This window comes from Hyalangium ruber, assembly GCF_034259325.1.
In the GTDB taxonomy this organism is placed as follows: Bacteria; Myxococcota; Myxococcia; order Myxococcales; family Myxococcaceae; genus Hyalangium_A; species Hyalangium_A rubrum.
Genome location: NZ_JAXIVS010000001.1, coordinates 35,457 through 60,714 on the forward strand (window position 1 = coordinate 35,457; position 25,258 = coordinate 60,714).

Consider the following 25,258-nt stretch of genomic DNA (forward strand, 5'->3'; position numbering starts at 1 on the left):
CTCAGAAGGGCCAGCGCGACTTGCGCAGCAGCGCGTTGGCCTCGACGTTCTTCGGATCCAGCTTCAGCACCTCCTGCAGGTGGCGCTTGGCGAGGTTGCCGGCCTTCCCATCCAGGAGCACCTGAGCAAGGAACAGGCGCTGCGGCACCTTGTCCGGCGCAAGGTCCACGGCGCGCTGCGCGTGCATGCGCACCTCGTTCCAGTCCAGGCCGAGCACCTTGGCGGCCCGCGCCGCCCGGAAGGCCGCCTCCCCGTTCTGCGGATCCAGCGTGCAGGCCTTCCGGTACGACTCCAGGGCCTTGGCGATGTCGTGCTGCTTCTCGAGCTCCAGGCCGCGCTCGAACTCCAGCTTGCCGCGCTGCTCGTCGTGCTTCCTGCGGACCTCGGCGAGCATCGTGGTGGCCTCGCGGTTCTTCGGATCCAGGTTCACCACCTGGTTCAGATCCGCGTAGGCGCGCTCGAAGTCTCCCTTGGACATGGCCGCCTTGCCTCGCGCCAGCAGGTCGGTGAGCCGATGGGTGTGCGCCAGGTACGGGTGGCGAGCGAGCCGCGCCTGCCGCTCGGGCCGCCGCTCCTCGTCCCCCTTCAGCGGCACGTCCGGAATCGGAGCCTGGGACACGCCCGGCGCCGGCGTGGGAGGCCGCTTGGCGGCATGGGCCTTGAGGTACGCCTCGCGGCGCTCGGGATTGGATAGGACGGAGTAGGCCTCCGACACGCGCCGGTAGATGCGCTCGATCCGCGCCCGGAAGGTGCCCAGGTTCCTGTCGGCGAAGCGATCCGGGTGGTAGCGCTTGGAGAAGTCGTGGAACGCCTGCTTCACCTCCTCGGCGGACGCCCCCGGCCGTACCCCGAGCAGGGCGAAGTGATCCTGCCCTTCCTGCACTCGCTCCAGCTCGATGATTTCCTTCTGTTGCTCGGGCGTGAGGTCAACCAACTCAGGCATGCGAAATCATCCTTGCTCACGAAGTGCCGCTCACGCGGGGGTGAGGACGCGCTCCAGAATACGCAGGCCCTCGTCCAGCTCCTCGCGGGTGACGACGTAAGCGGGCGCGAAGCGCACGGTCTTCTCTCCGGCGGAGTTGACCAGCAGGCCCTGCTCACGGCAGCGGGCGATGATCGGCGCCGCGTCCTGCTGCAGCTCGATGCCCATGAGCAGGCCCCGGCCGCGCACGTCTTTGATGAGGGTGGGCAGCCGCGCCTGGAGCTCGCGGGCGCGGGCGCTGAAGTACTCGCCCTTCTCCTGGATGTCGCGCAGCACCTGCGGGTCGCGGATGTAGCGGACCACGACGTTGGCGGCGGTGGCGGACACGAGGTTGCCTCCGAAGGTGGAGCCGTGGGTGCCCGAGGTCAGGCTCTTGCCGGCCGCCTCCGAGCACAGCATGGCGCCGATGGGCAGGCCGTTGCCGAGCGCCTTGGCCAGGCTGATGGCGTCCGGCTGGATGCCCTCGTGCTGGAAGGCGAAGGGCTTGCCGGTGCGACCCATGCCCGTCTGCACCTCGTCCACGAGCAGCAGCAGCCCGTTGGCGTCACACAGCTCGCGCAGGCCCTTGAGGAAGCCCGCGGGCGCCGTGCGCACCCCGCCCTCGCCCTGGATGGGCTCCACCAGGATGGCGGCGGTGCTGGGGCCTACCGCCTTGCGTACCGCCTCCAGGTCTCCATAGGGAACGTGGAGGAAGCCCGCGGGCAGCGGCTCGAAGCCCTTGTGGTACTTCGGCTGACCGGTGGCGGTGACGGTGGCCAGGGTGCGGCCGTGGAACGAGTTCTCGAAGGTGATGACCTCGAAGCGCTCGGGGGTGCCCCGGTCCTTCATCACCTTGCGGGCCAGCTTGAGCAGGGCCTCGTTGGCCTCCGCGCCCGAGTTGCAGAAGAAGGCGCGCGGCAGGCCGGAGAGCGCGGTGAGCTGCGCGGCCAGCTCGATCTGCGGCTCCGAGTAGAAGACGTTGGAGACATGCCAGAGCGTCTCGAGCTGCGCCTTGGCGGCGGCCACCACCTCGGGGTGACAGTGGCCGAGCGCGCACGTGGCGATGCCGCCCAGCAGATCCAGGTACTCACGCCCGTCGGCGTCCCAGACGCGGCAGCCCTTGCCGCGCACCAGGACGATCGGCTGCTGCTTGTAGTTCTGCAGCAGGTGCGCCTTGGCCTTCTCGATCCAGGCCTCGGTCTGCGTGCGCGGGGTGGCGGGGGCGGCCTCGGTCTGGGTCGGGCTCATGGGCGTGGTGGGCGTCTGCAAGGCTCTTACCTCTCGGGGAAAGTCGGCAGGCTACAAGATGTAGCGGGACAGGTCTTCGTCCTGAACGATGGCGGACAGCCGCTCGCGCACGTAGGCGGCGTCGATGTTCAGGGTTTTGGGCCCCATCTCGCTGGCGGTGAAGGACACCTCGTCCAGCAAGCGCTCCAGCACCGTGTGCAGCCGCCGGGCGCCGATGTTCTGCGTGCGCTCGTTGGCCACCTGGGCGATGCGGGCGATCTCCGCCGTCGCATCCTCGGTGAAGTTCAGCTCCACGCCCTCGGTGGACAGGAGCGCCGTGTACTGGCGGATGAGCGAGTTCTTCGGCTCGCGAAGGATGCGCACCAGGTCCTGCCCGCTCAGCGGCTCCAGCTCCACGCGGATGGGGAAGCGGCCCTGCAGCTCGGGGATGAGATCGCTGGGCTTGGAGACGTGGAAGGCGCCCGCGGCGATGAAGAGCATGTGGTCCGTCTTCACCTGGCCGTACTTGGTGTTGATGGTGGAGCCCTCGACGATGGGCAGGATGTCGCGCTGCACGCCCTCGCGGGACACATCCGGCCCCTGCCCCTTACCACCCTCGCGGCTGGCGATCTTGTCGATCTCGTCGATGAAGATGATGCCCGCGGACTCGGCGCGGACCAGCGCCTCGCGCGTCACCCGCTCGTTGTCCACCAGCTTGCCGGCCTCCTCCTGCTGGAGCAGCTGCAGCGCCTCGGGCACCCGCACCTTGCGCCGCTTGGTGCGGTTCATGCCCGGCAGGTTCTTGAAGAGGTCCTGCAGGTTGACGCCGACCTCCTCCATGCCATGGCCGGTGAAGTTGCGCAGGAAGGTGGGGTTGCTGTCGCTCATCTCCACCTCCACGTACTGGTCATCCAGCGTGCCGGCGCGCAGCTGGGCGCGCAGCTTCTCGCGCTCGTGGTCCCCCAGCCGCGAGGGCTGCTGCGCCGGGGGCGGAGCGAAGCCAAATGGCGGCGGCGAAGAGGGCTGCTTGGGCGCGTTGCCGGAGAGCAGCTCCATCAGCCGGTCCTCGGCCTGCTCCAAGGCGCGGGGCTTGACCTTCTCCGTCTCCTCCTCGCGCACCAGGGCGATGGCGGCCTCGACCAGGTCGCGCACCATGGACTCGACGTCGCGGCCCACGTAGCCCACCTCGGTGAACTTGGAGGCCTCCACCTTCACGAACGGCGCCTGGGCCAGCTTCGCCAGCCGGCGGGCGATCTCCGTCTTCCCCACGCCGGTGGGGCCGATCATGATGATGTTCTTCGGGTGGATCTCCTCGCGCAGATCGTCGGCGACGCGATGGCGGCGCCAGCGGTTGCGCAGGGCGATGGCCACCGCGCGCTTGGCGGCGTTCTGCCCGACGATGTAGCGGTCCAGTTCGCTGACCACCTCTCGGGGCGTGAAGGCGGGCATCTTTCGGGTCTCGGCCACGGGGCGGGGCTCCTAGAGCTCTTCGAAGGTGACGTGGGAGTTGGTGTAGACGCAGATGTCCGCGGCGATGCCCATGGCGTGCGTGGCGACCTCGCGGGCGGACAGGTTCGTGTGGGACATGAGGGCCCGGGCCGCGGCCAGCGCGTAGTGGCCGCCGCTGCCCACGGAGGCAATGCCGTGATCGGGCTCGATCACGTCACCCGCTCCCGAGAGGATGAAGGTCTTGTCCCGGTCGGCGACGATGAGCAGGGCCTCCAGGCGGCGCAGGAAGCGATCGGTGCGCCAGTCCTTCCCCAGCTCGACGCAGGCGCGAGCGAGGTTCTTCTGGTGCTCCTTGAGCTTGGCCTCGAAGCGCTCGAAGAGGGTGAAGGCGTCGGCGGTGCTACCCGCGAAGCCGGCGAGCACGTTGCCATCGCCGATACGGCGCACCTTCTTGGCCGTGTTCTTCATGATCGTCTTGTCGAGGCTGACCTGCCCGTCGCCAGCGATGACGACTTTTCCCTCGCGACGCACACAGAGGATGGTGGTTCCGTGGAACATGGTTCCGGGGGTTTAACAAGGCGGAGAGCGGGTTTCCAAGGGAGAGCGCCCGGTTGTCCGCCCTCCTACCTTTGACGATTGCGCTGAATTCCGGCCGGCCCGTGGAAATGATGGCTCCATGTCTGTCTCCTCGTACCGCCATCTGGCCCTGGCCTGCCTCACCGGATGCCTCGTCGCATGTACCGCCGGAGCCAAGGAGAAGCGCCCCCCGGCACCCTCCACCCCCGCCAAGACCGCCGCCCCTCCCCGGAGCACGCCGCCTCCCGATGCGTTCGCGCGGGACATGATCGAGGCGCACAACCAGGCGCGCGCCGCCGCGAAGCCCACGCCCAAGCCCGCCCTCCCCCCGCTCCAGTGGTCCGCGGAGGCCGCGAAGACGGCGGAGGCCTATGCCGCCCAATGCACCTTCGAGCACAACCCCCACCGGGGCACCCTGGGCGAGAACCTGGCCGCCGCCAGCCCGGGCGCCTGGAAGACGCAGGACGTGGTGAAGGACTGGAACGCCGAGGCCGCCCACTACAACCTCTCCAAGAACAGCTGCGCGCCCGGCAAGGTGTGCGGCCACTACACGCAGCTGGTGTGGCGCAACACCACCCACGTGGGCTGCGCCAAGAAGACCTGCACGAAGAACTCGCCGTTCGGCAAGGAGTTCCCCACCTGGGAGTTCTGGGTCTGCAACTACGCGCCACCGGGCAACTTCGTGAAGCAGAAGCCCTACTGAGCGCGGCGGCCTACGCCCTCGGGTGGGCCGCGTCGTAGATCTGCTGCAGCTGCTCCACCGTCACGTGCGTATAGCGCTGCGTGGTGGACAGGCTCGCGTGCCCCAGCAGCTCCTGGATGCTGCGGATGTCCGCCCCGCCTCCCAGCAGGTGCGTGGCGAACGAGTGGCGAAGCGCGTGCGGGCTCACCTTGCGCGCCAGCGCGAGCCGCACCACGTACGCGTCCAGGTGCCGCGCGATGCTGCGCGGAGTCAGTCGCCCGCCCTTGTAGTTGAGGAACAGCGCATCCGGGTCCTGCCCCGCCCTCTGCGTGGCCAGCAGCTCCCCGCGCCGCACCAGGTACGCCTCCAGCGCGCGGATGGCCTGCGCGTTCACCGGAACGAGTCGCTCCTTGCTCCCCTTGCCCATCACCCGGACGATGCGCCCGCTCCGGTCCACCTCCAGCAGGTTCAGCCCGCACAGCTCGCTGATGCGCAGGCCGCCGCCGTACAGCATCTCCAGGATGGCCCGGTCCCTCAGCCCCAGCACCGTCTTGAGCGACGGCATCTCCAGGATGGCGAACACCTCATCCACCGGCAGCACCTTGGGCAGGCTCTTGGGCAGCTTGGGGCTCTTCACCAGCTTGGCGGGGCTCGCCGACAGCAGCTTCTGCCGCACCAGGTACTTGTAGAAGGACTTGATGCTCGCCAGCCGCCGCCCCCGGCTCGACGCGGCGTGATCCACCGCCAACGTGCCCAGGTAGCCTCGAATCGCCGCGTGCGTGCCCGCAAGCAGCGTCAGCTTCATCGTCCCCACCAGGTACCGCTCGAAGTCGAGCAGATCGATCAGGTAGTTACGCACCGTGTGCGGCGACGCCCCCTTCTCGTCCTCGAGGTGGGAGCGGAACTTCTGTAGCAGCGGTGAGAGCTCCTCCATGGCCCCTCAGCGTAGACGTCCCCGTCCACCCTACCAACTTTCCCCACCTGTGACGTTCAGGTAGGACCCGTGGAATTCAGCTTTAATTCGAATTTCCAGGAGTGACGGTTCTTAACAGACACAGTACACTGCCTCTCCAGCACCGGCCGTTGCCCAGGGCCGTGGGCAACCCAGGAGAGCACACCGTGTCTGAACACGAACGGCGCCGTCACCGACGCTACCCCCTGCGCCTGGCCATCAAGGTTCACCGCGGCAGCGATGAGCTGAGCGCCGACATCATCAACGCCTCGGTGAGTGGCTGCCTGTTGTTGATGGCCGCGCCGCTGGACGCCGGCGAGCTGCTCGAGGTGAGCATCCCCGAGATGATGCTGCCCCGCGCCCGCCTCAAGGTGCTCCGCAGCGAGCCGACGCCCACCGGCTTCATGGTGGCCACGTGCTTCGACGCGATGATGGCCGACGAGCCTTCCATCAGTCAGCTTTCCGAAAAGTAAGAATTCAGTAATCGCGGGCGTTGAACTCCCGCTCAGGATCATCGAATAATTGCGGTACGGGTTGAATCTGTTGAGGGCTGTCAGGGATCGCAAGTCCCCCTGACAAGAGCCGCGCAGCCGGGGGGAAGTAACCGACACCACTCAGGCCGACGCCAAGAACGATTGAGAGGAAGCAAGATGACACGGGTCATGGAGCATCTGAAGGCGCAGAAAGAGACCTTCGCCGTATCGCCCTTCGTGACCTTCCTCCGAGACTCATCGTTCTCTCCGCAGGTCCGCCTGCGCTTCCTGCCCTCGGTGGCACCGCTGGTCATGGGCTCCAGCGAGCTGGGCGCCAGCCTCCGCGGCGAGGAGCCCGCCCCGCAGCAGTCCTTCCTCGAGAGCCCGCACTGGGCGCCGTTCCTCAAGGACCTGCAGGCGTTGGACCTGCACTCGGTGGCCAACGTCAACTCGATGCTGCAGCTCCTGTGGGGCGAGGACTGTGGCCCCGTCCGCGAGACGCTCTACGACATCATCTCGCTGGCCACGGACGCCAACCCCGTACGCCGCCAGGTGCTGCTGCTGGCCCTGGAGGCCGTCGGCAACGAGTGTCTGGGCGCGCTGGAGCAGGTAGCGCGCGAGTTCGAGGCCAGCACCCGCAAGCAGCTGTCCTGCATCCGCTCGATGCGCTCTCTCTTCGACCTGCGTCCCCTGCGCGACGCCACCGTCGAGATGGATCTGCTGCCGGAGATGGAGCAGGAGTCGCTGGCCATCATCGATGAAGTCTTCGCCATGACGGGCCACGTGGCCGACCACCTGCTCGACTACGTCATGCGCTGGTTCGAGAACCAGGAGAAGCCCTCGCGGCCGCCCTCCATCTCCGACTGGATCGCCGCGCAGAGCTTCCAGGAGTTCGGCTTCGCGCGCATCGAGGCCCTGTGCCGCTCCTCGGGCTTCAGCTCCGCCGACACCGAGAAGGTGCAGCGCTACTTCGACTTCATGACGAAGTCGTGGAACACGCGCCTCATCGGCGAGGCCTCGCCCTGGAAGTCCGACATCTCGGATGACCACACCCCGTTCGAGCTCTCCATCGCGCTGGAGGCCGACCGCCCCGAGATCCGCTTCCTGATCGAGGCGCAGAACAGCCCCACCTCCCTGCAGACGAGCTGGGATGATGGCCTGGCCATCAACGAGCGCCTGAACAAGGAGCTCGGCGTTCCGCTCGACAGCTTCAACACGGTCAAGGACCTGTTCGAGCCGAAGAACCCCGAGGCGCGCTTCTCGCTCTGGCACGCCTTCTGCCTCAAGCCGGACGGGCGCGCGGAGATCAAGGTCTACCTCAACCCGCTGGCGCGCGGCCCGGAGCACGCCAACACCCTGGTGAAGGAGGCGCTGGCGCGCCTGGGCTTCGCCAACGCCTGGCGCTTCCTCTCCGAGGTCGTCATGCGCCGGGGCGCCTTGGATCAGCCGCTCTACTTCTCGTTGGACCTCTCGGGCCAGGCCGTCTCCCGCGTGAAGATCTACGTGGCCCACCGCGACGCGGCCTTCGAGGACATCGAGGCCGCCATGTCCCTGGCCAAGGAGTACAAGCAGGGCGAGGCGCGCGCCTTCTGCGAGTCCATCCAGGGCGAGTTCACCGCGCAGCGCTCGACGCTGACGTGCTGGGCCTTCACCTCGGACGACGACGACAAGCCCTACAGCGTGACGCTGCACTGCCCCATCCGCTGCTACGCCGACAACGACCGGGACGCGCTGCGCCGCATCCGCACGGTGCTGGACCCCAAGAGCCACGCGGTGCTGGACCGGACCGCCTGGGCGCTGGCCAACCAGACCGGCCGGCGGCTCGACGAGGGCGTGGGGCTGATCCAGTGGGCCTCGATGCGCCGCGAGGGCGGTGCCGTGCGCGCCACCTTCTACCTGGCCGCCGAGGCCTACGGCTTCGTGGCCCCGCGCAACCAGGCGACCAGCTGGGAGTACGCCTCCGAGGTGCCAGGCGCCCAGGTCTTCCAGCTCAGCAGCGCCGCCTGAATGCCCCGGGAGCGGACGCGCACAACGGATTGACGCGGCAAGCGGTTCGCGGGACTGTCGAAGCGAATGGAAACCGCCACCACGCTTACCCTCGTTGCCTGCGGCCTCTTCTTCCTCACGGGCCTGCTGACCGGCATCTGGAAGCACAGCGCGATGATGACGAACGCGTCCCGCATGGCGCCCACTTACGTGGACATCGCCCACCGCGCCTCGCTGCTCTACGCGTTCGCCTCGCTGGTGCTGCTGAAGTTCATCGAGTTCAGCCCGTTCCCCTCGTGGGTGAACACGACGGCTGCCGCGGCGCCGCTGCTCTTCTTCGCGGTGGCGATCGGTCGCTACCTGTCACTCGCGCGGAGCAACGAGACGGACAACCAGTACAAGCTCCCCCTCGACGCGACGCGGGTGGTGATGCCCATGCTGATCGTCGCCGAGGTGGGGGGCTTCGGGGTGCTGTTCGCCGGCTTCCTGCTGCGCCGCTTCGCCGGCTGGTAGGAGGGAGCGCGCCTCGCGGCGCCGGCTCACCTCCCACCGGCCTTCAAGCCCAACGAGCGCGCTACTTCCAGCTCACGTGATACGTGCAGCTCGGGGCATTGCGGGCGCGGCACGCGGCCCGGTCATGCACGATGGTGGCCGCGGGCTTGAACTTCTGCGCCGCGCCCGCCACCACGCCCTCATCGAAGGGGCACGGGTAGGGAGTGTCGGCCACCACGGTGATCTTGTTGGTCCCCGGGGTGATGAGGGGCTTGTAGTGGCCAATGCCCTCCGACATCTTCATGGTCGCCAGGTCGAACATGGACTGTTCGTTCAGGGCGTGGTTGAGGTGATAGGCCACGTCCATGCTGCCGAACATGGCGTTGATGTCGTTGATGTGCGGCGGCAGCTGCGCGGCCTTGATGACGTGCAGACCCACCTGGCGCAACGTGAAGTTGCCGAACTCCGCGTGGATGCGATCGAAGATGCGCAGGAAGCGGTCGAGCGGGTACCACCTGGCCGGCTCGAACTGCGCCATCATCGTGTCATCCGGAGTCCCAATCCCACCCTCCAGAAGGAACTTGCTGGCGATCAGGGTGAACGAACCAAAGCCACCCATGATGTTCTGCAGGTTCGCGCCCAGTACCTGAAACTGCTTGAGATCATCCCTGTTCCACATTGGCTTCCTCTCCGCGGCGGCCTTGTATCAGGTCGTCACACTGCGCGGCCTTCGGTTACTCCAGCACGTAGGGTCGAAGGTATCAAGGTTGTGTCATTTCGCGCCCGTCACGCCTGGCTGCCTCCTGGCCGCGATCGAGCCCCGGGAGAGATGAAAACCAGGAGCGCGAGCGACTAGACTGCCCGCATGAACCGAGTTCTGGAGTACCTCGAGCAGAAACGGCAGGAGCTGGAGCAGCTGCCCTTCATCCTCTTCGTTCAGGACCGCTCCATTGATCCGTGGCAGCGCCTGAGCTTCGCGCCGTGCCTGGCGCCCATGACCATGGGCTTCGCGGACCTCATGGTCTACGGCCTGCGCGACGTCGATTCGAAGGATCCCGATCAGCAGACGCTCAACGCGCACACCGTCGTGGACGACCAGCACTGGCGCTACCTGCTGCAGGACCTGGAGACGCTGGGCATGAACGCGCCCATGAACTTCTCGGGGGCCTTGGAGCAGCTCTGGGGCAAGCACTGCGGGCAGACGCGCAACCTCATCTACACCACCATGGCGCTGGCGCGCGGCGCCACGCCCATCATCCGCCTGGTCACCCTGGAGGCCATCGAGGTGGCCGCGGACGTGGGCTTCAGCAAGTTCCGCCAGGTGGGCCAGGAGATCGCCGCCAAGACGGGCAAGAAGCTCATCTACTTCGGCCAGAGCCACCAGGACGTCGAGGATGAGCACGAGGCCATGGGCGCCAAGAGCATCCGCGGGCTCATCACCGCCCACACGTGGACGCCCGAGGAAGAGAAGGTGGCCCTGCGCCACGTGGACCAGGTCAGCGCCTGCTTCACCGCCATGGGCGCCGAGCTGCTGGCCTACCTGCTCAAGGCGCGCGAGGCCGGGCCCTTCTGGCCCCTCAACCCGCCCAAGGCGGGCTAGTCCCCGAAGCGAAAGGAGCGGGGCCAAGGCCCCGCTCCAGCATCATCAGGCGGCGATCTTGTACTCGGCCACCACCGGGTGACGCGGCTGCTGCCCGCGCAGCTGGCGGAACTCCTCGCGGGCCACGCCCATCGCGCCACCGGCCACCGCGCGCATCCACGAGCGGCCCGTCACCTTCTCGATGAACTGGTGCATCCGGCGCCGGTCCGTGAGCAGCGGCGTGAGCAGCCCCGGATCATTGGCGTTCTCGACGAAGGCGTTGGCCAGCAGCTGCGGGCCGCTGCTGTTGTCGAAGCGCCCGTCGCTGCCGTACTGCGCGAGGAGGAAGTCGAACGCCGCCGGGGTCGGCGGCTCCAGCAGGCTGTGGTTGAAGGCGTACGTGTCGCGCCCGTGCCGCGCGTAGAAGCGCTCGAACGTCTCCGTCATCCACTGGGCGTCGAAGGGGCGATCCTCCTGGGAGAGGACGCACTCGACGAGGTTGCGCACCATCTTGTTGCCGTTGTTGGCGCCCTGGCCGCCGATGGGGTCCAGCGCCATGGCCGTGTCACCCACGCACGTCACCAGCCGGCCCGAGGGCAGCTTCCCCACGGGGTTGCGCACGGTGGGGGCGAACTTGCCCACCAGCCAGCCCAGGGGGTCCGACAGCTCGGCGTTCTTGATCCACTCGTAGTCCCAGGGGGCGAACTCCTGGACGACCTTCTTGGCGGTCTCCAGCACCTGATCGCCCTGCTTCATGCCCTCGAAGCGATCCATCGGGCCGCCCGGCTTGGCCTCGAGGACGGCCGCCCAGCTCGGGCCCGCATCCTTGTGGTAGTAGGGCCCGAAGAAGATCTCACCCGCGGGGCCGATGATGTTCTGCTTCACCGGCGTGAACGGGATGCCGTCGAAGCCGTAGGGGATGCCCTTGATGCACACCATGGCCAGGTGGCGCTGCGGCTTGTCGTAGATGCTGCGCGCCGCGTCCCGCTCGAAGAGCTTGCACAGGTCCGCGCGGCCCGTGGCGACGATGGTCAAGTCGTTCTCGGCGGCGATCTGATCCAGCCGCGCGACGTCCACCGACTCGATGACGATACGGCCACCGCGCTTGGTCAGCTCGTGCATCCACGCGTGGCTCTGCAGCCGCAGGTCGATGCCGAGGAACGGCCGGCGAAGGCGCCCCGCCAGGGTGAGCATGCGGTTGCCGGGCACCGGGCACATCGTGATGTGGGCACCCTCGCCCCAGGGCGCGTCGTTCTCCCAGGAGTTGAGGCCCAGCTCGTACTCGAACTGGAGCGCGATATCGAAGCGCTGCGCCGTCCCCGTGGGCCGGCTCTCGTTGAGCCACTGCTCCGGAGTCCGGTCCGAGTACAGCGTGACCTGGTAACCCCACTTCAACAGCGCATGTGCAGCGAGAAGCCCAGCCTGACCGGAACCGATAATGGCAATGCTGCGCATGTTGCCCTCCTAGGGGAGATGCTGGCTCGGGGAAGAGTGGCGGATGCGGCTTGCGCGCCTGAGCCGGAGACTTTGCAACGGTTATGCCCTACCCCCCGGATGCGACACACGGGGTACATTTCCCCCTACTGCTTGCTCGTTTCCTTCGAATTTTCCGATACAGGCAGACTGCACGCCCCCCGGAAGGGGCCTCCCTTCAGGCGGTTCCGTGAGCCGGAAAGATCCAATTCCATTGGGAAAATAGAATTTCCGGCACAGCTAGACCTCAACGGAAGGCAGATGAACGTCGTTATCCCCGTTTAACCTACTTTCTCGTGGGGGGTCTTTCTGGCACTACGGGTCGTGGGTGACCCGTCCGGGTGGGGCAGAAAGCCCAACCTGAGAGGGCGAACGGGGCACGGGCCCTCATTTAACTGGGACATCCCTGACCCAGGTGTCGGTGTGCGCAGGGACGGGGGACCTTCCCCTTAGGCCCCGGCCACTCGGACCTCGTTGGGGGGCGATTGGAACCGGATGGGGGGGGGATGGGAGACGACGAGGGCGCGGTTGCCCCGTAGGCCCACTCCCCACATCAGGGCTTTGACCATCATGCTGGGGCTGAGGATCACCTCCATGCCGGCCTGCATGTGGGTCACCGGCAGCATGCGCCGCTGGACGCTGGCATCCACCGAGCACAGCTCCATGATCTGCCGCGTGTACCAGTGGAGGACCTTGATCATCGGGGGCCGCTCCCCCTCCGTCTCGGAGAAGCGGAAGTCCTCGCCGGTCACCTGGGCCCAGGCCGCGTCGTTGTAGCGGGTGGTGCGCTTCTGGAAGTCGCGCGAGAGCCCCTTGCCCTGCCCCGGGGCGCGCTCGGCCAGGCACTCGCTGAGGGTCAGCGCCCCCAGGGAGGCCGTGGTCATCCCCTGGCCAAAGAGCGGGTTGAAGCTGCAGATGGCATCCCCCACCGTGATGAACCCGTCCGGGAAGCGCGCCATGCGCTCGTAGTAGTAGCGCTGGTCCGTGGGGACCTTGTGCATGGCGATGGGCGAGATGGGGCGAGCGTCCTGCATCGCCGCGAAGTAGTCCGGGTGATGGACGGAGCGCGCGAACTCCAGGAAGCCCTCTTCGTCCGCCGTCGGGTGGTCGCCGTGGTAGCCGGCCACGGTGAGGTTCCAGCGTCCCCCCTCGATGGGGAAGATGAAGCCCATGCGCTTCTCGTGCGGGGCCTTGCCGTAGACCATCATGGCCTTCCAGTCGCGCGCCCCCGGCGGGGGCTCGACGATCCGGCTGGCATAGCAGACGTCGATGCGCACCTGCGCCATCGGAGGGCGGCCATAGCCCAGCTCCTCCAGCCAGCGGGGGGCGCGCGTGCCACGGCCGCTGGCATCCACCACCAGCTCCGCCTCCAGGGGCGCGACGTTGCCGTCCTCGCCGTTCACCCGCACGCCGGTGATCTGCTGGTTCGTCGCGTCGTGCAGCAGGCCCGCCACATCGCCGCGAAGCACCCGCACGTGGGCACAGTCCTTCAGGAGCCGCCGGCGCACGTGGAACTCGAGCAGGGTCCGGCTCTGCCCGTACGTCGTGGGCCCCCCCGCCAACCGGGCCTTCCACGCGCCATGGTGGAACCAGGCCATGTCCTGCCCGGAGTCCAGGGGCACGGAGCCCTCCACCAACATCTCCTCCCAGAAGCCCGGGAAGAAGCCGGCGATGATTTGAGCTCCTCGCTCCAGGATCGCGTGCGTCTGGCGGCTCTGGGGCACCCCTTTGCGAGGTCCGGGTGCGTCGGGCAGTTGATCCCGTTCGATGATCGTCACGGACGTGAAGTGATCGGCCAACGCGCGGGCACTCAAAAGCCCCGCCATGCTGGCACCAATCACCACGGCATGTTGACCAAAAGCCTTCGCCTCTCTTCGCTGCATCCCCATGGCGCACCCCTCTGCGTGGGGCGCATTGTCACTGAACTGACGGCTCCATTGCCAGACACCCCGCTTCGGAAAATGACCTATGAGGGGGGGGTAGGCACCAGGGATTCAACGGGTTGTGTGTCTCAAGCGGCGATGATGCGGCGGAAGCGCGGCTCGACGTAGCGCGCCCGAGCCCGCATCACCGGCGCCGCGCTCGCCCCCGGAGCCGAGACCGGCGCCAGGTTCACCGAGGCAAACAGCCGCTCCGCCACGTGGCGGCTGACGTTGATGCGCTCGGCGCGCTGCGTATACGTGAACGTGTGCACCACACCCTCGCGCAGCACGTAGAACTGGATCTGCGCCAGCTTCACGCCACGTGCGACGTGGGTGTACTCGCGCATGAAGCCGCTCACGCTGCCGTAGGTGGCCGGGCGCTCGGAGACGAGCTCGAACTGCTCCGTCACCTTGCTCAGCATCCCCGCCACCCGCGCGGCGTACTCCGTCACCGTCTCACGGGGACGCGCCGGCTCGGACGACACCGCCAGGCTGCTGCGAAAACCCTGCTCCGCCGGACCCGTGGCGACGATCTGCGTCCCGTCCGACCAGCCCTCGGGAAGCGTCATCCGAAGGTTGCCGTACTGCATCGTTCGCGGGCTCATCGCCATCACCTCGGGTACCAGCGTCCTGCAAGCCCGCTCGTCGCTTCGTGACGGGCTTACATCCACATTATCGCACCATGTATTCCAAGGTTTCCTCCCACCCCACTTTTTAGGAGGGAAGAAATCTGGAGTACATGCACCCACAATTCCCTACGGATTCGCGGGAGCGATGTAGACACCGGGCTTGGCGCCCTGGGCGACGAGGTAGACGACGTGCGAGTCGCCGGGTCCCGCGAAGTAGGCGGGGATCTGCACGCGCTGGTCGAGCGTCTTCCGCGCCTGGGTCTTCGGGTTGTAGACGCCGACGTCATAGGTGTCCGAGTCCATGCGGGCGTAGGTGACGAGGACGCGCTGGCCGTCGCCGGAGAGCTTGTAGCTGAAGATGCCCTGCACCCAGGTGGCCGGCTCGGGCTGGGCCTTGGGCAGCGGCAGGGCCTTGAAGTCACAGGCGCGGCCCTCGCGGATGCAGTTGGCGCGGAAGATGACCTCGGAGTTGCCGGGGGTGAAGCCGTAGCCGAAGACGCCCGCGTGGACCTTCTCGGCCTTCTCGGCGCCCAGCGGGTAGAGCATCAGGTCCACCGAGTAGATGGGCTTGAGGAAGCGCGAGAGGAACGCCACGTACCGCCCATCCGCGCCCCAGGTGAAGTTGGGCACCCGGTCCCCCACCCGCCGCGTCTCGCCGTCCGGCAGTTGCACCACGCTCATCAACCCCGCGCGCGCCGACGGGTCGTACTTCTCCAGGAAGCCCAGCGCCTGCGAGTCCGGAGAGAAAGCGAACTCCTCCACCCGCTCGCCCACCTTGCGCCCGGGGCTGCCGTCTCCGGGGCCCACGTAGAGGTCTCCCAGCACCTCGGGCTTGCCGTTCTCCGTGCGCGCCAGCCACTTGCCGTCGGGCGAGAAGTCGAAGGACTTGGTGCCCGTGGACACCTTGCGAGGCTTCAGGTCCGCCAGGTCGGCGATGAACAAGTCATACATGCCGCGCTCGGCCTCGCTGCGCGCCTGCCACGCCACGCGCTGGCCGTCCGGGGCCACCTCGTAGTCCCCCACGTAGTCGCCCAGCTTGCGCGGGGCCTCGGGCTTGTCCACGGCCACCGCCGCCAGGCCGCCCGCGGCCGCCAGCTTGCGCTTGAAGAGCAGCAGCTTGCTGTCCGGGGTGAACTGCACCGTGGACACCTCGCCGCCCACGTCCCGGAACGGCCCCGCCGGCAGCGCGCCCAGCTTCAGCACCCCACCCTCCACGAAGGCCAGCAGCTTCCCGTCGGGGCTGGGCAGCATGTACGTCACCGCCTCGCCCAGCCGCACCGGGTCCGCCGAGGGCTCCGTCAGCGACACCACCTGCAGCGCCCCGGACTGGCTCGCCGGGTTGTAGCCGTTGAGGAAGAGCAGGTAGCGCGAGTCCTTGCTGATGAGCTGGCCGCCCGGCACGTTGGTGACGCCCTCGCCCACCTTGCGCGGCGCGCCGCCCGCCACCGGGACGAAGTACAGCTCGCCCAGCACCATCTGCGGCGGCACCCCGTCCAGCCGCGGCTTCTTCGCCTCGAGCAGGTAGGTGACGAACTGGCCATCCGGAGTCACCCGTAGGTCCGCCGCCTGGCCCGCGGCCAGCAACGTCCCCATGCCGCCCACCAGCGCGCCCTTGCCGCTGCCCCCTGCCCCGCCCCCCTTGGACTCCTCGCGCTTGCACCCCACCACACCGAGCGCCACCAGCGCGCCCACCACCACGAGTCGCCGAAGCTGCATCATGCGCTCCTCTGAAGGGACTGCGGGACGGCCACCGAGGGCAGCCACGCGGCGAATTCTTCCTGGGCCCGCGCCGAATAGCGCGCCCGCTTGTCGGCCTTCTTCACTCGCCCGGGCAGCGGCGGGAACAGGCCGAAGATGACGTTCGAGGGCTGGTGCGGGTAGTCCGGCGGATGGGCCTCTCCCGTCACGTGCCGGTACAGCGAGCCCATGGCCGTGGTCGCCGGAGGCGGGACGAACTCGCCGCCCGTCAGCCGCGCGTACGCCGCGAGCGCCACCAGGTAGCCGCACGCCGTGGACTCCACGTAGCCCTCCACCCCGGTGATCTGCCCGGCGAAGAACAGCCGCCGCTCGGCCTTGAGCGACAGGTCCTTGTCCAAGAGGCGCGGCGAGTCGATGAAGGTGTTGCGGTGGATCTGCCCCATCCGCAGGAACTCCGCGTTCTGCAGGCCGGGGATGCAAGTGGTGAAGATGCGCTTCTGCTCGCCCCAGGTGAGCCGCGTCTGGAAGCCCACCATGTTCCACGAGGTGCCCGCGCGGTCCTCCATGCGCAGCTGCACCACCGCGTGCGGCGACTGCCCCGTCCGGGGATCCATCAGCCCCACCGGCTTCATCGGCCCGAAGGCCAGCGTGTCGTCTCCGCGCTCCGCCATGACTTCAATCGGCAGACAGCCCTCGAAGTACTTAGGTTCCTCGAAAGCGTGCGGCGTGAGCTTCTGCCCCGCCTTCACCTCGGCGATGAAGCGGTAGTACTCCTCCCGGTTCATCGGCAGGTTGAGGTAGTCGTCCCCCTCGCCCTTGCCGTAGCGGCTCTGGCGGAAGGCGATCTCCATGTCGATGGAGTCCCCCGAGACGATGGGCGCGATGGAGTCATAGAAATAGAGCTTCTGCCCCACGTGCCGCTCGAGCTCCCGGGTGAGCGCCTCCGAGGTGAGCGGCCCCGTGGCCACCACCACCAGGCCCTCCTCCGGCAGCGCCTCCACCTCGCCGGGGACCACCTGCACCAGCGGGTGCTCGCGCACCGCCTGCGTCACCCCATCGGAGAACTTCTCCCGGTCCACCGCCAGCGCGTCGCCGGCCGGCACCCGGTGCGTGTCCGCGGTCCCCAGAATCAACGAGCCCACGGCGCGCAGCTCGGCGTGCAGCAACCCGATGGCACTCTCCGGGTTGTCCGAGCGCATCGAGTTGGAGCACACCAGCTCCGCGAGCTGGTCCGACTTGTGCGCGGGCGAGCGCTTGACGGGCTTCATCTCCCGCAGCGTCACCGGCACGCCCCGCCGGGCGAGCTGCCAGGCGCACTCACTGCCCGCCAGCCCTCCTCCCACCACCGTCACTCGCGGCTTTTCGTCCGCCATCACACGCTCCATGGGCCCACCGGGGCCTGTCGCGAAAACTGTTAGCAGGACTGGCCGGCCCTTTCCCAGAAAGGAAAGAGGGACGGGGAGCCAGCCCGTTGGCTGCCTGAACGTGCCTGGCCGCCTGCCCTACAGCCCAGTTGAGCCGTCACAAAGGGGCTCCGGTTTCCCTACCTGGGGGGCACCCCTACGTTTCTCGCGTCATCCGCTCGGAAAGCTGAGCCCGGGCGAGCGCAGTCCCACCTATGCCGGAGCCACACCAGGCCATGAATCGATCCACCGACCTTCTGAAGATCCGGGAGCTCCTCCAGAAGCGCCGCCGGGACATCCTCCACGCCAACATGGGCGCTCACCGTGAGCTCTCCGCCCTCAAGAATCAGGAGCGCGATCCGGAGTACGAGGAGAATGCCCAGACCGAGCTGGCCGACTACACCCTCTCCAGCCTGATGGAGGCCCAGCGGCGGGAGATCATGCTCATCGACGCCGCGCTGCGTCGCATGGACATGGGCGTCTTCGGGGAGTGCGTGGACTGCGGCTTCGAGATTCCCCTCGACCGCCTGGAGGCCCTGCCCTTCGCCATCCGCTGCGAGGAGGACGCCACCCGCCACGAGCTGGAGACGCGCGGGGGGCATGCCGCCACGCCGTCCCTCTAGCTTCGCCGTACCCTGGGAGCGCCAGCCCGGCTGGCGCCCCGCCTACTCCCCGCCCTCTTTCTGGAGGACCACGAAGCGGTAGTTCTCCAGCTCGTTCTGGCCCGCGGTGTAGAGGACGGTGAGCAGCAAGTCATACGGGACCTTCTTGTCGCCGATGACGGACAGCTCCTTGCTGAAGGGGGCCGCCGGGTTGCGGTCGGCGATGTACTTCAGCTTCTCCACTTCCTTCTTGAGCTGAGCGTCCAGCCCCAGCACCAGCCGCCCCTGGAGCTGCGCGGCCGGCACCTGCCCGTTCTCCAGCCGCACCACTTCCTTGTCTCCCACCATGATGTTCTTGGGGGTGACGGTGACGGCCACGGTGTCCTTGGGAGAGGCCCGCGTGGAGGACACGGGAGGCCGCACATCCTCCGAGGCGGTGATGGCCGCCGAGGACGAGGCGAAGGACTTGAGCAGGAACACCAGGAGGATGGTCATCATGTCCATCATCGCGGTGATGTTCAGCTCCTTGATCTCGCCGGCCGCCTCGCGCTCCTTGCGCTTCTTGCGCGCCAGCGCCTTGCGGAAGCGCATCCGCTGGACCTGCTCCTCCTCCGCGGGCGACAGCGGCGCGGGGATCGTCTCCTCGGTCATGGCTAGATGGCTCCCAGGGTGACGTCCGGGAAGAGGATGCGCCGCTCACCGCTTCCTTGCGTCTCGCGGCACGCATCCATCGTCTGGATGAGCGCGTCGTACTGCACGTCCGCGTCGGCGGCGATGATGACCTTGGTCTCGGAGGGGAACGCGCCCTTGATCTTCATCATCTGCGCGTTGAGCTCGGCGTAGTTGTAGGTGCCATCCGCCTTGAGGGGGATGGTGGGCGCGCTGCCCTCGCCGAGGATCGCGTTCTCGCTGTTGACGAAGTGGCCCTTCTTGGAGATCAGCACGCTGAGCGTCAGCTTGGGCTGATCCGCGTTGTCCTGCTGCACCCCAGCCGAGGGCCCGCCGTAGTTAGGCGCGCTCACGTTGAGGATGCCGAACGAGGCCAGGCCCGTGATCGACAGCAGCATGAAGATGATGAGGTTCATGAGGATGTCGAGATAGGGAACGATGTTCAGTTCCCCCATCTCCTCTTCCTCACGAGGCTTCAGCTTCCGCCGCGAGAAATAGAACGCCATGTGGCGCCTCTCAGGCCGCGCGAGACTCGGAATCCACGTGGGTGTCACCCGCGTGGCGCCGCGACAGCAGGTTCTCCAGCTTGAGCGCGTTGAGCTCCACGCTCTCCACCATGTGCTTGGAGTACGAGGTGAGGATCAGGTGGAAGACGATGCACATCACCGCGATCGAGAGCGCGAACGCGGTGTTGTTCATGGCCTTGGAGATACCGTCCGAGAGCAGGGTCTGCTTCTGCTCCGCGGGCACGTTGCCGAGCGCCTGGAACGTGCCGATGAGGCCGAAGATGGTACCGACCAGCCCGACCAGGGTGGCGATGTTGGCCAAGGACCACAGCCAGGGGATGCGCGCGCTCACCGGGGGCGTCTGCTCGACGATGGCCTCTTCCACGGCCTTGGCCACTTCGATCTCACCGCGGTTGGCGCGGGTGAGCCCGGCGCGAATCACCTTGGCCAGCGGCGCGTGCGGGGCGGCGCTGCACAGCTTCACGGCGCGGTCCACGTTGCCCGTCATCACCAGCTTGGAGATCTGCTCCATGAAGGGCGGGGCGTTGAGGTTGTAGCGGAACATCAGCGTGAAGATCCGCTCGAAGGCCACCGCCAGCGAGGCGGCGAACCAGAACAGGTTCACGAACATGAAGGGGCCACCGTCCTTGAAGAACTTCACGGTGGAATCAATCAGGCCCAGCTTTTCGGGAGTGGCAGCCAGCAGCACCCCGTCCAGCAGTTCGCTCACCATGGGCATCATTGCGCTGCGAATCCTTTCGACGCCCGCGGCCAGGCTCACCCGTCAGAGCGGGCGGGGCGCTCCCAGAAAGGAGCGACGGGCCGTCGATTTTTAGAGGGCGCCTGCCAGGGGTGTCAAGGCACCGGCAGGCTACCCTCGCGGAATCGTTAGGGGTTTCAGGCAGCCGAGGGGGCGCCTACTTCGCCTGGCTGCTGCAGCTCCCGCCGGTAGTCGCACTCCTTGTTCGGGCAGGCGATGTAGGCGCCATCCCGCTTGGAGAACTTCTGCAGCAGGTAGGGCGACTGGCAGTGGGGGCACGTCTCCGCCAGAGGCCGGTCCCACGCGGCGAACTTGCAGTCCGGGTAGCGGTTGCAGCCGAAGAAGATCTTCCCCCGCCCGCTGCGGCGCTCGGTGAGATAGCCCTGCTTGCAGTCCGGGCAGTTCACCCCGATGGAGATGGGCTTGGACGTCTTGCACTCCGGGTAGCCCGAGCACGCCATGAAGCGCCCGAACCGGCCGCGTTTAATCACCATGGGCTTGCCGCAGTTCTCGCACTTCTCGTCCGTGGTCTCCTCCTCCACGATGACGATCTTGCCCTCGGCGTCGCGCTTGAAGTCCTTGGTGTTCTTGCAGTCGGGGTAGTTGGAGCAGGCCAGGAAGTGGCCCATCTTCCCGAACTTGATCACCAGCGGGTTGCCGCACTTCTCGCAGGCGATGTCGGTCTTGATCTCCTCGCGCTTGACGTCGCGCATCTCCGCTTCGGCCTTCTCGAGCGTCTCCTTGAAGGGCCCGTAGAAGTCGTGCAGCACGGTCTTCCAGTTGGCCCCGCCCTCGGAGATCTGGTCCAGCTTCTCCTCGAGGTTGGCGGTGAAGGCGACGTCCATCTCCTTGGGGAAGTGCTTGACCAGCATCTCGTTGGTCATGCCGCCCAGGTCCGTGGGGCGGAAGCGTCCCTCGAGCTTCTCCACGTACTTCTTGTCCTGGATGGTGGAGAGAATCGCCGCGTAGGTGGAGGGCCGGCCGATGCCCTGCTCCTCCAGCTCCTTCACCAGGGTGGCTTCGGAGAAGCGCGGCGGCGGCTGGGTGAAGTGCTGCTCGGGCAGCAACTTCTGCAGGCGCACCTTGTCACCCTCGTTGAGCAGGGGCAGCTCGCCCGTGCCGTCCTCCGCCTCGGCGCCATCCTCGCCGGCGGCCTTGGCCTTCTCCTTCTCGGCCTCCTCCTCCGGGGTGAGGCCCGCGCCGTACACCTTGAGGTAGCCAGCGAACTTCAGCGTGGAGCCCGAGGCCCGGAACGTGGCCCGGCCCGCGGTGATGTCCGCGCTCGTCTGGTCATACACGGCCGGCTTCATCTGGCACGCAACGAAGCGGTTCCAGATCAGCTCGTAGAGCCGGTACATGTCCTGCTCGCCGATCTGCTCGAAGAAGGGCCGCACGCGCTCGGGCGGGTACTCCAGCGACACGGGGCGGATGGCCTCGTGCGCGTCCTGGGCGCTCTTCTTGCTGCGGTACACCAGCGCCTCTTCCGGCAGGAACTCGCCGCCGTACTGGGTGCCGATGAACTCGCGCACCTGCTTCACCGCGTCGTCCGAAAGACGCGTGGAGTCCGTACGCATATAGGTGATGAGCGCCGTCTGGCCCTCCTCACCCAGCATCACGCCTTCGTAGAGGCGCTGGGCCAGCGTCATCGTCTTCTTGGCGGTGAAGCCCAGCCGGTTGGCCGACTCCTGCTGCAGCTTGGAGGTGATGAACGGCGCGGGCGCGTTGCGGCGGCGCTCGCGGCGGTCCACCTTGGAGACGACGTAGTCGGCGGCCTGCAGCTCGGCCACCAGCCCCTCGGAGGTGGCGCGGTCCTTCAGGTCCGCCTTCTTGCCGTCCACCTTGGACAGCTTGGACTTGAAGGGCGGCGGGCCGCTGGGCCCCTCGAGCAGCGCGTCGACGGTCCAGTACTCCTGCGGCAGGAAGGCCTTGATCTCCGCCTCGCGCTCGCAGATCAGCCGCACCGCCACCGACTGCACGCGGCCGGCGGACAGGCCCCGGCGTATCTTCTTCCAGAGCAGCGGAGAGATTTGATAGCCCACCAGCCGGTCGAGGATTCGCCGCGTCTGCTGCGAGTCGTAGCTCTCCTGGTTGAGCTGGCGCGGGTGGGCGATGGCCTCCTGGATGGCCTTCTTGGTGATCTCGTTGAAGAGCACCCGCTGGGCGTCCTTGTGGCCCAGCTCCTCGAAGATGTGCCAGGCGATGGCCTCGCCCTCGCGGTCGGGGTCCGTGGCCAGGAAGACCCGGTCCACGTTCTTGGCCACCTTCTTCAGCTCGTTGAGGACCTTCTCCTTGCCCTTGATGACCGAGTACTCGGGCTGGAAGTCGTGCTCGACGTCCACGCCGATCTTGCTCTTGGGCAGATCCTTGATGTGGCCCACCGAGGCCTTCACCGTGTAGCCCGAGCCCAGGTACTTCTTGATCGTCTTCGCCTTGGCGGGCGACTCGACGACCACCAGGAAGTGCGGCCCCTTGCCGCGCGGAGTGGCCTCCTCCTCCTCCTCGGCGGACACCTCGACCGAGGCCAGCTCGCCCTTGGCCTTCTTGGCCTTGGCCTTCGTGGCCGTCTTCTTCTTCGCGGCGGCCTTCTTCGCCGCCGGCTTCTTGGCCGCCGTCTTCTTGGGGGCCTTCTTCTCCTCGGCCTCCACCTCGACGTCTTCCTTCTTCTTCCGCGTGGCCATGACCTCTCCGCTCCTGCTCAAATCCGCTCGTACAGCTTGCCCGGGTGCTGGATCACCAGCCCCGATAGTTCCAACTCCACCAGCGCGCCCGTGAGGGTCGCGGGTGAGAGCTGGCTGCCAGCCAGCACCTCTTCAAATGTGCGGGGGACCCGATCCAACACCCGGTAGGTGCCCCGCGCTTCCGTCGAGAGCGCCCGCCACGGCTCTCCCGCGCCGGGAGGCACCGCCAGCACCGGGCGCGCCCCCACGTTCTCCCAGACCTCGTCCACGGACAGGCAGGCACGCGCCAGCCCGCTCCGAATCCAGGCATTGCAGCCCGCCGCGGCCTCGTTGCGCACGTCGCCCGGCAGGGCGAGCACCGGGCGCCCCATCGCCTGCCCGGCCTCGGCCGTGTACAGCGCGCCGGACTTCACCCCGGCCCGCAGCACCAGCACGGCATCCGACGCGCCAGCGATGAGTCTGTTTCGCCGGGGGAAGGTGGAGCGGCTCGCCCGAACCCCTGGCGGCAGCTCGCTGAAGTACACCCCGCCCCGCTCCAGAAAGGAGGGCAGCATGCGGGCCTGGGGCTCATCCAGCTCGTCCAGCGCCGAGCCCAGGAAGGCCCACGTTTCTCCGCCCGCGTCCATGGCGCCCCAGTGGCATGCCCGGTCCACGCCCATGGCCGCCCCGGACACCACCCCCACCCCGCCCTCGGCCACCTGCCGCGCGAAGGTGCGGGCAAAAGGAAGGAAGCCCTGATCCGGGTGCCGGCTGCCCACCATGGCCACCCGGCGTCGCGGCGGGCCCACGTGGCCCTTGTAGAAGAGCAGCGGCGGCGCGTCCGGCACCCCGGCCAGGCGCTCGGGGAAGGCCTGCCCCCCAGCGAAGGCCAGCTCCATGCCCGAGGCCTCGCAGCGCTCCAGGACACGGTCCGCCACCAGCCCCAGCTCCGTCACCATCGCCAGGCGCTTGCGCACCTGGGGCGACATGGGGGCCTGGGCCAGCCACTCCCGCACCGGACGGGCGGCCAGCGACTCCAGGTGGCCGCCCGCGAAGGCACGCAGCGCCTCCAGGGTCTTCGGCCCCAGGCCAGGAACCGCCCACAGCGCCAGGGTGGCGCGCTGTTCCGGCGTTAGAGTGTGCGCAAAGGTGTCCGCCATACCCATCCCCCCCCGTTGGCTGCCCACCTATATAGATGATGGGCCCGACGGAAGGGGGCGCGACACATAAACACCGGACTGGCAGCGGTCAAGCGGCCAGTCCCTCCGCCGGCAGGCGGAATGCACGTTTCGAGCCGTTCAGCGGCTTGCGGTAGGCTTGTTCCCTACACGCATTTCGATGCGGTCGCCGGGGAGAATCTCGCGCAGGGACTGGGTCAGGAGGCAGTTGGAGGTGCGCTCCTTGACCTCCGTCACGAGGCACACGCCGATGGCCTCATCCGGCAGCGCCCGGTCCTTCGCCGTGACTTCGGTGCTCAGCAACTTGTCGCCCGTGGTGTCGCCCTTGCGCAGCACGGTGAAGGTGTTGCCCACCTCCACCCCTTCGCTGCTGCCCTTGTCGACGATGAGCATGCTGTGCTCGCCGGTCATGGTCAGGTACGGCACCATGGGGATGACGACGTTGCCCTTGAGCTCCTTGGTGTTGGGCTTGACGGCGATGCGGTCCATCAAGCGCTCGCCATAGGGGCCCACCAGGTCACCGCGCACGATGGGCTGCCAGGTCTCGGTGATCTGCGCGGTGACGTACTTGTCGCTCACGTTCAGCACGCGCAGGGTGCCCGCCAGCTCCGTGAGATAGCCCACCCGCGAGTTCTGCTTCGTCGGGTGCTTCACCTCCTGCACGGTGCGGAAGACCAGGAAGCGCTCGCCCACCTTCGCCTCGATCTTGCGCTTGAAGCGCACGTAGACGGTGTCCGGGAAGGACATCATCTCCGCCTCGGAGAAGGAGCTGTCGATCTTGCCCGCCTCGTCCACTTCCTTCGAGGTGACGAAGCCCTGCGTCATCACCAGCGTGTTGCCCTGGGGCTGGAAGCCGATCTTCCCGGTCACCGACACCAGGTCCGCGCCGTTGGCGGGACCGATCTCGGTGGCGGCCTCGAGCCCACCCTCGTCTCCCATCGGCTCGGCGGGCCCGGTGCCCGTCTCCACGCGCGAGGGAACCTCCTCACCCGCCGGGAAGAAGCGCACCCGGTTGCCCGGGTAGATCCAGTGCGGGTTGGCGATCTCCGGGTTGTAGGACCAGACCTTGGGCCAGTACCACGGGCTGCCCAGGTACTGCTGGGACAGGTCCCACAGCGTGTCGCCCCGGTTGACGGTGTGGACCTCGCCCGGCGCCGTCTCGCGGGCGCCCTGGACGTTGGGCACATTGGGAGAGCCGCTGGGCTGCCCGCCCTCGTCGGCCACCTCGGCGCCTTCCGTCTCGCCGCCCTGCTGCGCCTCCTCTTCATTGCCACCCGTGATGTCAATCGCCTGGGCGCGGGCCACCCCCGCCGGAGCGACGGCAAGGGTCATGAGGAACGAGGTGAGGATCCGCGAGCGCATCGGGAGACTTCCTTTCGGGCTA

The 25,258-nt window shown here is 67.7% G+C and carries 23 protein-coding genes; 6 read left to right on the forward strand and 17 right to left on the reverse strand.

The window, feature by feature from the left end:
- Position 1 precedes the first annotated feature (1 nt).
- The 4 genes from SYV04_RS00180 to hslV are packed head-to-tail and all read right to left on the reverse strand — an operon-like array spanning position 2 to position 4,195.
- Positions 2–943 (reverse strand): J domain-containing protein, encoded by a 942-nt coding sequence (locus SYV04_RS00180; protein ID WP_321543503.1) that lies wholly within the window; start codon positions 941–943, stop codon positions 2–4.
- A gap of 30 nt (positions 944–973) precedes the next feature.
- Positions 974–2,209: an acetylornithine transaminase gene (locus SYV04_RS00185; RefSeq protein WP_321544452.1), complete on the reverse strand. Its 1,236-nt coding sequence runs from the start codon at positions 2,207–2,209 to the stop codon at positions 974–976.
- 51 nt (positions 2,210–2,260) lie between these two features.
- A complete protein-coding gene (gene hslU, locus SYV04_RS00190; protein WP_321543504.1) occupies positions 2,261–3,655 on the reverse strand; it encodes an ATP-dependent protease ATPase subunit HslU in 1,395 nt (464 codons plus the stop codon).
- Between the two features lie 12 nt (positions 3,656–3,667).
- Positions 3,668–4,195 carry an ATP-dependent protease subunit HslV gene (gene hslV / locus SYV04_RS00195; RefSeq protein WP_321543505.1) on the reverse strand — a complete coding sequence of 176 codons (528 nt, stop codon included), beginning with the start codon at positions 4,193–4,195 and terminating at the stop codon, positions 3,668–3,670.
- A 118-nt stretch (positions 4,196–4,313) separates the two neighbouring features.
- Between hslV and SYV04_RS00200 the strand changes: the two genes are divergently transcribed.
- Positions 4,314–4,916 carry a CAP domain-containing protein gene (locus tag SYV04_RS00200; RefSeq protein ID WP_321543506.1) on the forward strand — a complete coding sequence of 201 codons (603 nt, stop codon included), beginning with the start codon at positions 4,314–4,316 and terminating at the stop codon, positions 4,914–4,916.
- 10 nt (positions 4,917–4,926) lie between these two features.
- Here SYV04_RS00200 and SYV04_RS00205 read toward each other — a convergent pair whose 3' ends face one another.
- Entirely contained in the window at positions 4,927–5,829 is a 903-nt protein-coding gene (locus SYV04_RS00205) for a tyrosine recombinase XerC (RefSeq protein WP_321543507.1), read from the reverse strand.
- 185 nt (positions 5,830–6,014) lie between these two features.
- On the opposite strand from SYV04_RS00205, the gene SYV04_RS00210 reads away from it, so the two are divergent.
- The 3 genes from SYV04_RS00210 to SYV04_RS00220 all read left to right on the forward strand — a co-directional run bounded on the left by SYV04_RS00210 (position 6,015) and on the right by SYV04_RS00220 (position 8,819).
- The gene (locus SYV04_RS00210) at positions 6,015–6,320 is read left to right on the forward strand and encodes a PilZ domain-containing protein (protein ID WP_321543508.1); all 306 of its coding nucleotides are present in this window, start codon (positions 6,015–6,017) and stop codon (positions 6,318–6,320) included.
- A 177-nt stretch (positions 6,321–6,497) separates the two neighbouring features.
- Positions 6,498–8,327 carry a tryptophan dimethylallyltransferase family protein gene (locus SYV04_RS00215; protein ID WP_321543509.1) on the forward strand — a complete coding sequence of 610 codons (1,830 nt, stop codon included), beginning with the start codon at positions 6,498–6,500 and terminating at the stop codon, positions 8,325–8,327.
- 66 nt (positions 8,328–8,393) lie between these two features.
- A complete protein-coding gene (locus SYV04_RS00220) occupies positions 8,394–8,819 on the forward strand; it encodes a hypothetical protein (RefSeq protein ID WP_321543510.1) in 426 nt (141 codons plus the stop codon).
- A 61-nt stretch (positions 8,820–8,880) separates the two neighbouring features.
- Here the strand turns inward: SYV04_RS00220 and SYV04_RS00225 are convergent, their stop codons facing one another.
- On the reverse strand, positions 8,881–9,477 hold the full coding sequence (locus SYV04_RS00225) for a hypothetical protein (RefSeq protein ID WP_321543511.1): 597 nt from the start codon (positions 9,475–9,477) through the stop codon (positions 8,881–8,883).
- A 186-nt stretch (positions 9,478–9,663) separates the two neighbouring features.
- On the opposite strand from SYV04_RS00225, the gene SYV04_RS00230 reads away from it, so the two are divergent.
- Positions 9,664–10,398, forward strand: a complete 735-nt coding sequence (locus SYV04_RS00230) for a hypothetical protein (RefSeq protein WP_321543512.1) — start codon at positions 9,664–9,666, stop codon at positions 10,396–10,398.
- A 45-nt stretch (positions 10,399–10,443) separates the two neighbouring features.
- Here the strand turns inward: SYV04_RS00230 and SYV04_RS00235 are convergent, their stop codons facing one another.
- The 5 genes from SYV04_RS00235 to trmFO form a co-directional block, all read right to left on the reverse strand.
- On the reverse strand, positions 10,444–11,832 hold the full coding sequence (locus tag SYV04_RS00235; RefSeq protein WP_321543513.1) for a styrene monooxygenase/indole monooxygenase family protein: 1,389 nt from the start codon (positions 11,830–11,832) through the stop codon (positions 10,444–10,446).
- A gap of 467 nt (positions 11,833–12,299) precedes the next feature.
- Positions 12,300–13,739, reverse strand: a complete 1,440-nt coding sequence (locus SYV04_RS00240) for an FAD-dependent oxidoreductase (protein WP_340371378.1) — start codon at positions 13,737–13,739, stop codon at positions 12,300–12,302.
- 122 nt (positions 13,740–13,861) lie between these two features.
- Positions 13,862–14,377: a DcrB-related protein gene (locus SYV04_RS00245; RefSeq protein WP_321543515.1), complete on the reverse strand. Its 516-nt coding sequence runs from the start codon at positions 14,375–14,377 to the stop codon at positions 13,862–13,864.
- Positions 14,378–14,527: 150 nt separating this feature from the next.
- Positions 14,528–16,120: a TolB-like translocation protein gene (locus tag SYV04_RS00250; RefSeq protein ID WP_422723896.1), complete on the reverse strand. Its 1,593-nt coding sequence runs from the start codon at positions 16,118–16,120 to the stop codon at positions 14,528–14,530.
- Entirely contained in the window at positions 16,117–17,472 is a 1,356-nt protein-coding gene (trmFO, locus tag SYV04_RS00255; protein WP_321543516.1) for a methylenetetrahydrofolate--tRNA-(uracil(54)-C(5))-methyltransferase (FADH(2)-oxidizing) TrmFO, read from the reverse strand. The genes SYV04_RS00250 and trmFO overlap by 4 nt, the downstream gene beginning before the upstream one ends.
- Before the next feature lie 266 nt (positions 17,473–17,738).
- Between trmFO and SYV04_RS00260 the strand changes: the two genes are divergently transcribed.
- Positions 17,739–18,125: a TraR/DksA family transcriptional regulator gene (locus SYV04_RS00260; RefSeq protein ID WP_321543517.1), complete on the forward strand. Its 387-nt coding sequence runs from the start codon at positions 17,739–17,741 to the stop codon at positions 18,123–18,125.
- Positions 18,126–18,167: 42 nt separating this feature from the next.
- Here SYV04_RS00260 and SYV04_RS00265 read toward each other — a convergent pair whose 3' ends face one another.
- The 6 genes from SYV04_RS00265 to SYV04_RS00300 form a co-directional block, all read right to left on the reverse strand.
- Positions 18,168–18,695, reverse strand: a complete 528-nt coding sequence (locus tag SYV04_RS00265) for an ExbD/TolR family protein (protein WP_422723907.1) — start codon at positions 18,693–18,695, stop codon at positions 18,168–18,170.
- A 62-nt stretch (positions 18,696–18,757) separates the two neighbouring features.
- Positions 18,758–19,279: an ExbD/TolR family protein gene (locus SYV04_RS00270; protein ID WP_321543519.1), complete on the reverse strand. Its 522-nt coding sequence runs from the start codon at positions 19,277–19,279 to the stop codon at positions 18,758–18,760.
- Between the two features lie 10 nt (positions 19,280–19,289).
- A complete protein-coding gene (locus SYV04_RS00275) occupies positions 19,290–20,021 on the reverse strand; it encodes a MotA/TolQ/ExbB proton channel family protein (RefSeq protein ID WP_321543520.1) in 732 nt (243 codons plus the stop codon).
- Positions 20,022–20,176: 155 nt separating this feature from the next.
- Positions 20,177–22,717 carry a type I DNA topoisomerase gene (gene topA, locus SYV04_RS00290; RefSeq protein WP_422723897.1) on the reverse strand — a complete coding sequence of 847 codons (2,541 nt, stop codon included), beginning with the start codon at positions 22,715–22,717 and terminating at the stop codon, positions 20,177–20,179.
- Between the two features lie 17 nt (positions 22,718–22,734).
- Positions 22,735–23,856 carry a DNA-processing protein DprA gene (locus tag SYV04_RS00295; RefSeq protein ID WP_321543521.1) on the reverse strand — a complete coding sequence of 374 codons (1,122 nt, stop codon included), beginning with the start codon at positions 23,854–23,856 and terminating at the stop codon, positions 22,735–22,737.
- A gap of 138 nt (positions 23,857–23,994) precedes the next feature.
- Positions 23,995–25,236, reverse strand: a complete 1,242-nt coding sequence (locus tag SYV04_RS00300; protein ID WP_321543522.1) for a LysM peptidoglycan-binding domain-containing protein — start codon at positions 25,234–25,236, stop codon at positions 23,995–23,997.
- Between the last annotated feature and the right edge of the window lie 22 nt (positions 25,237–25,258).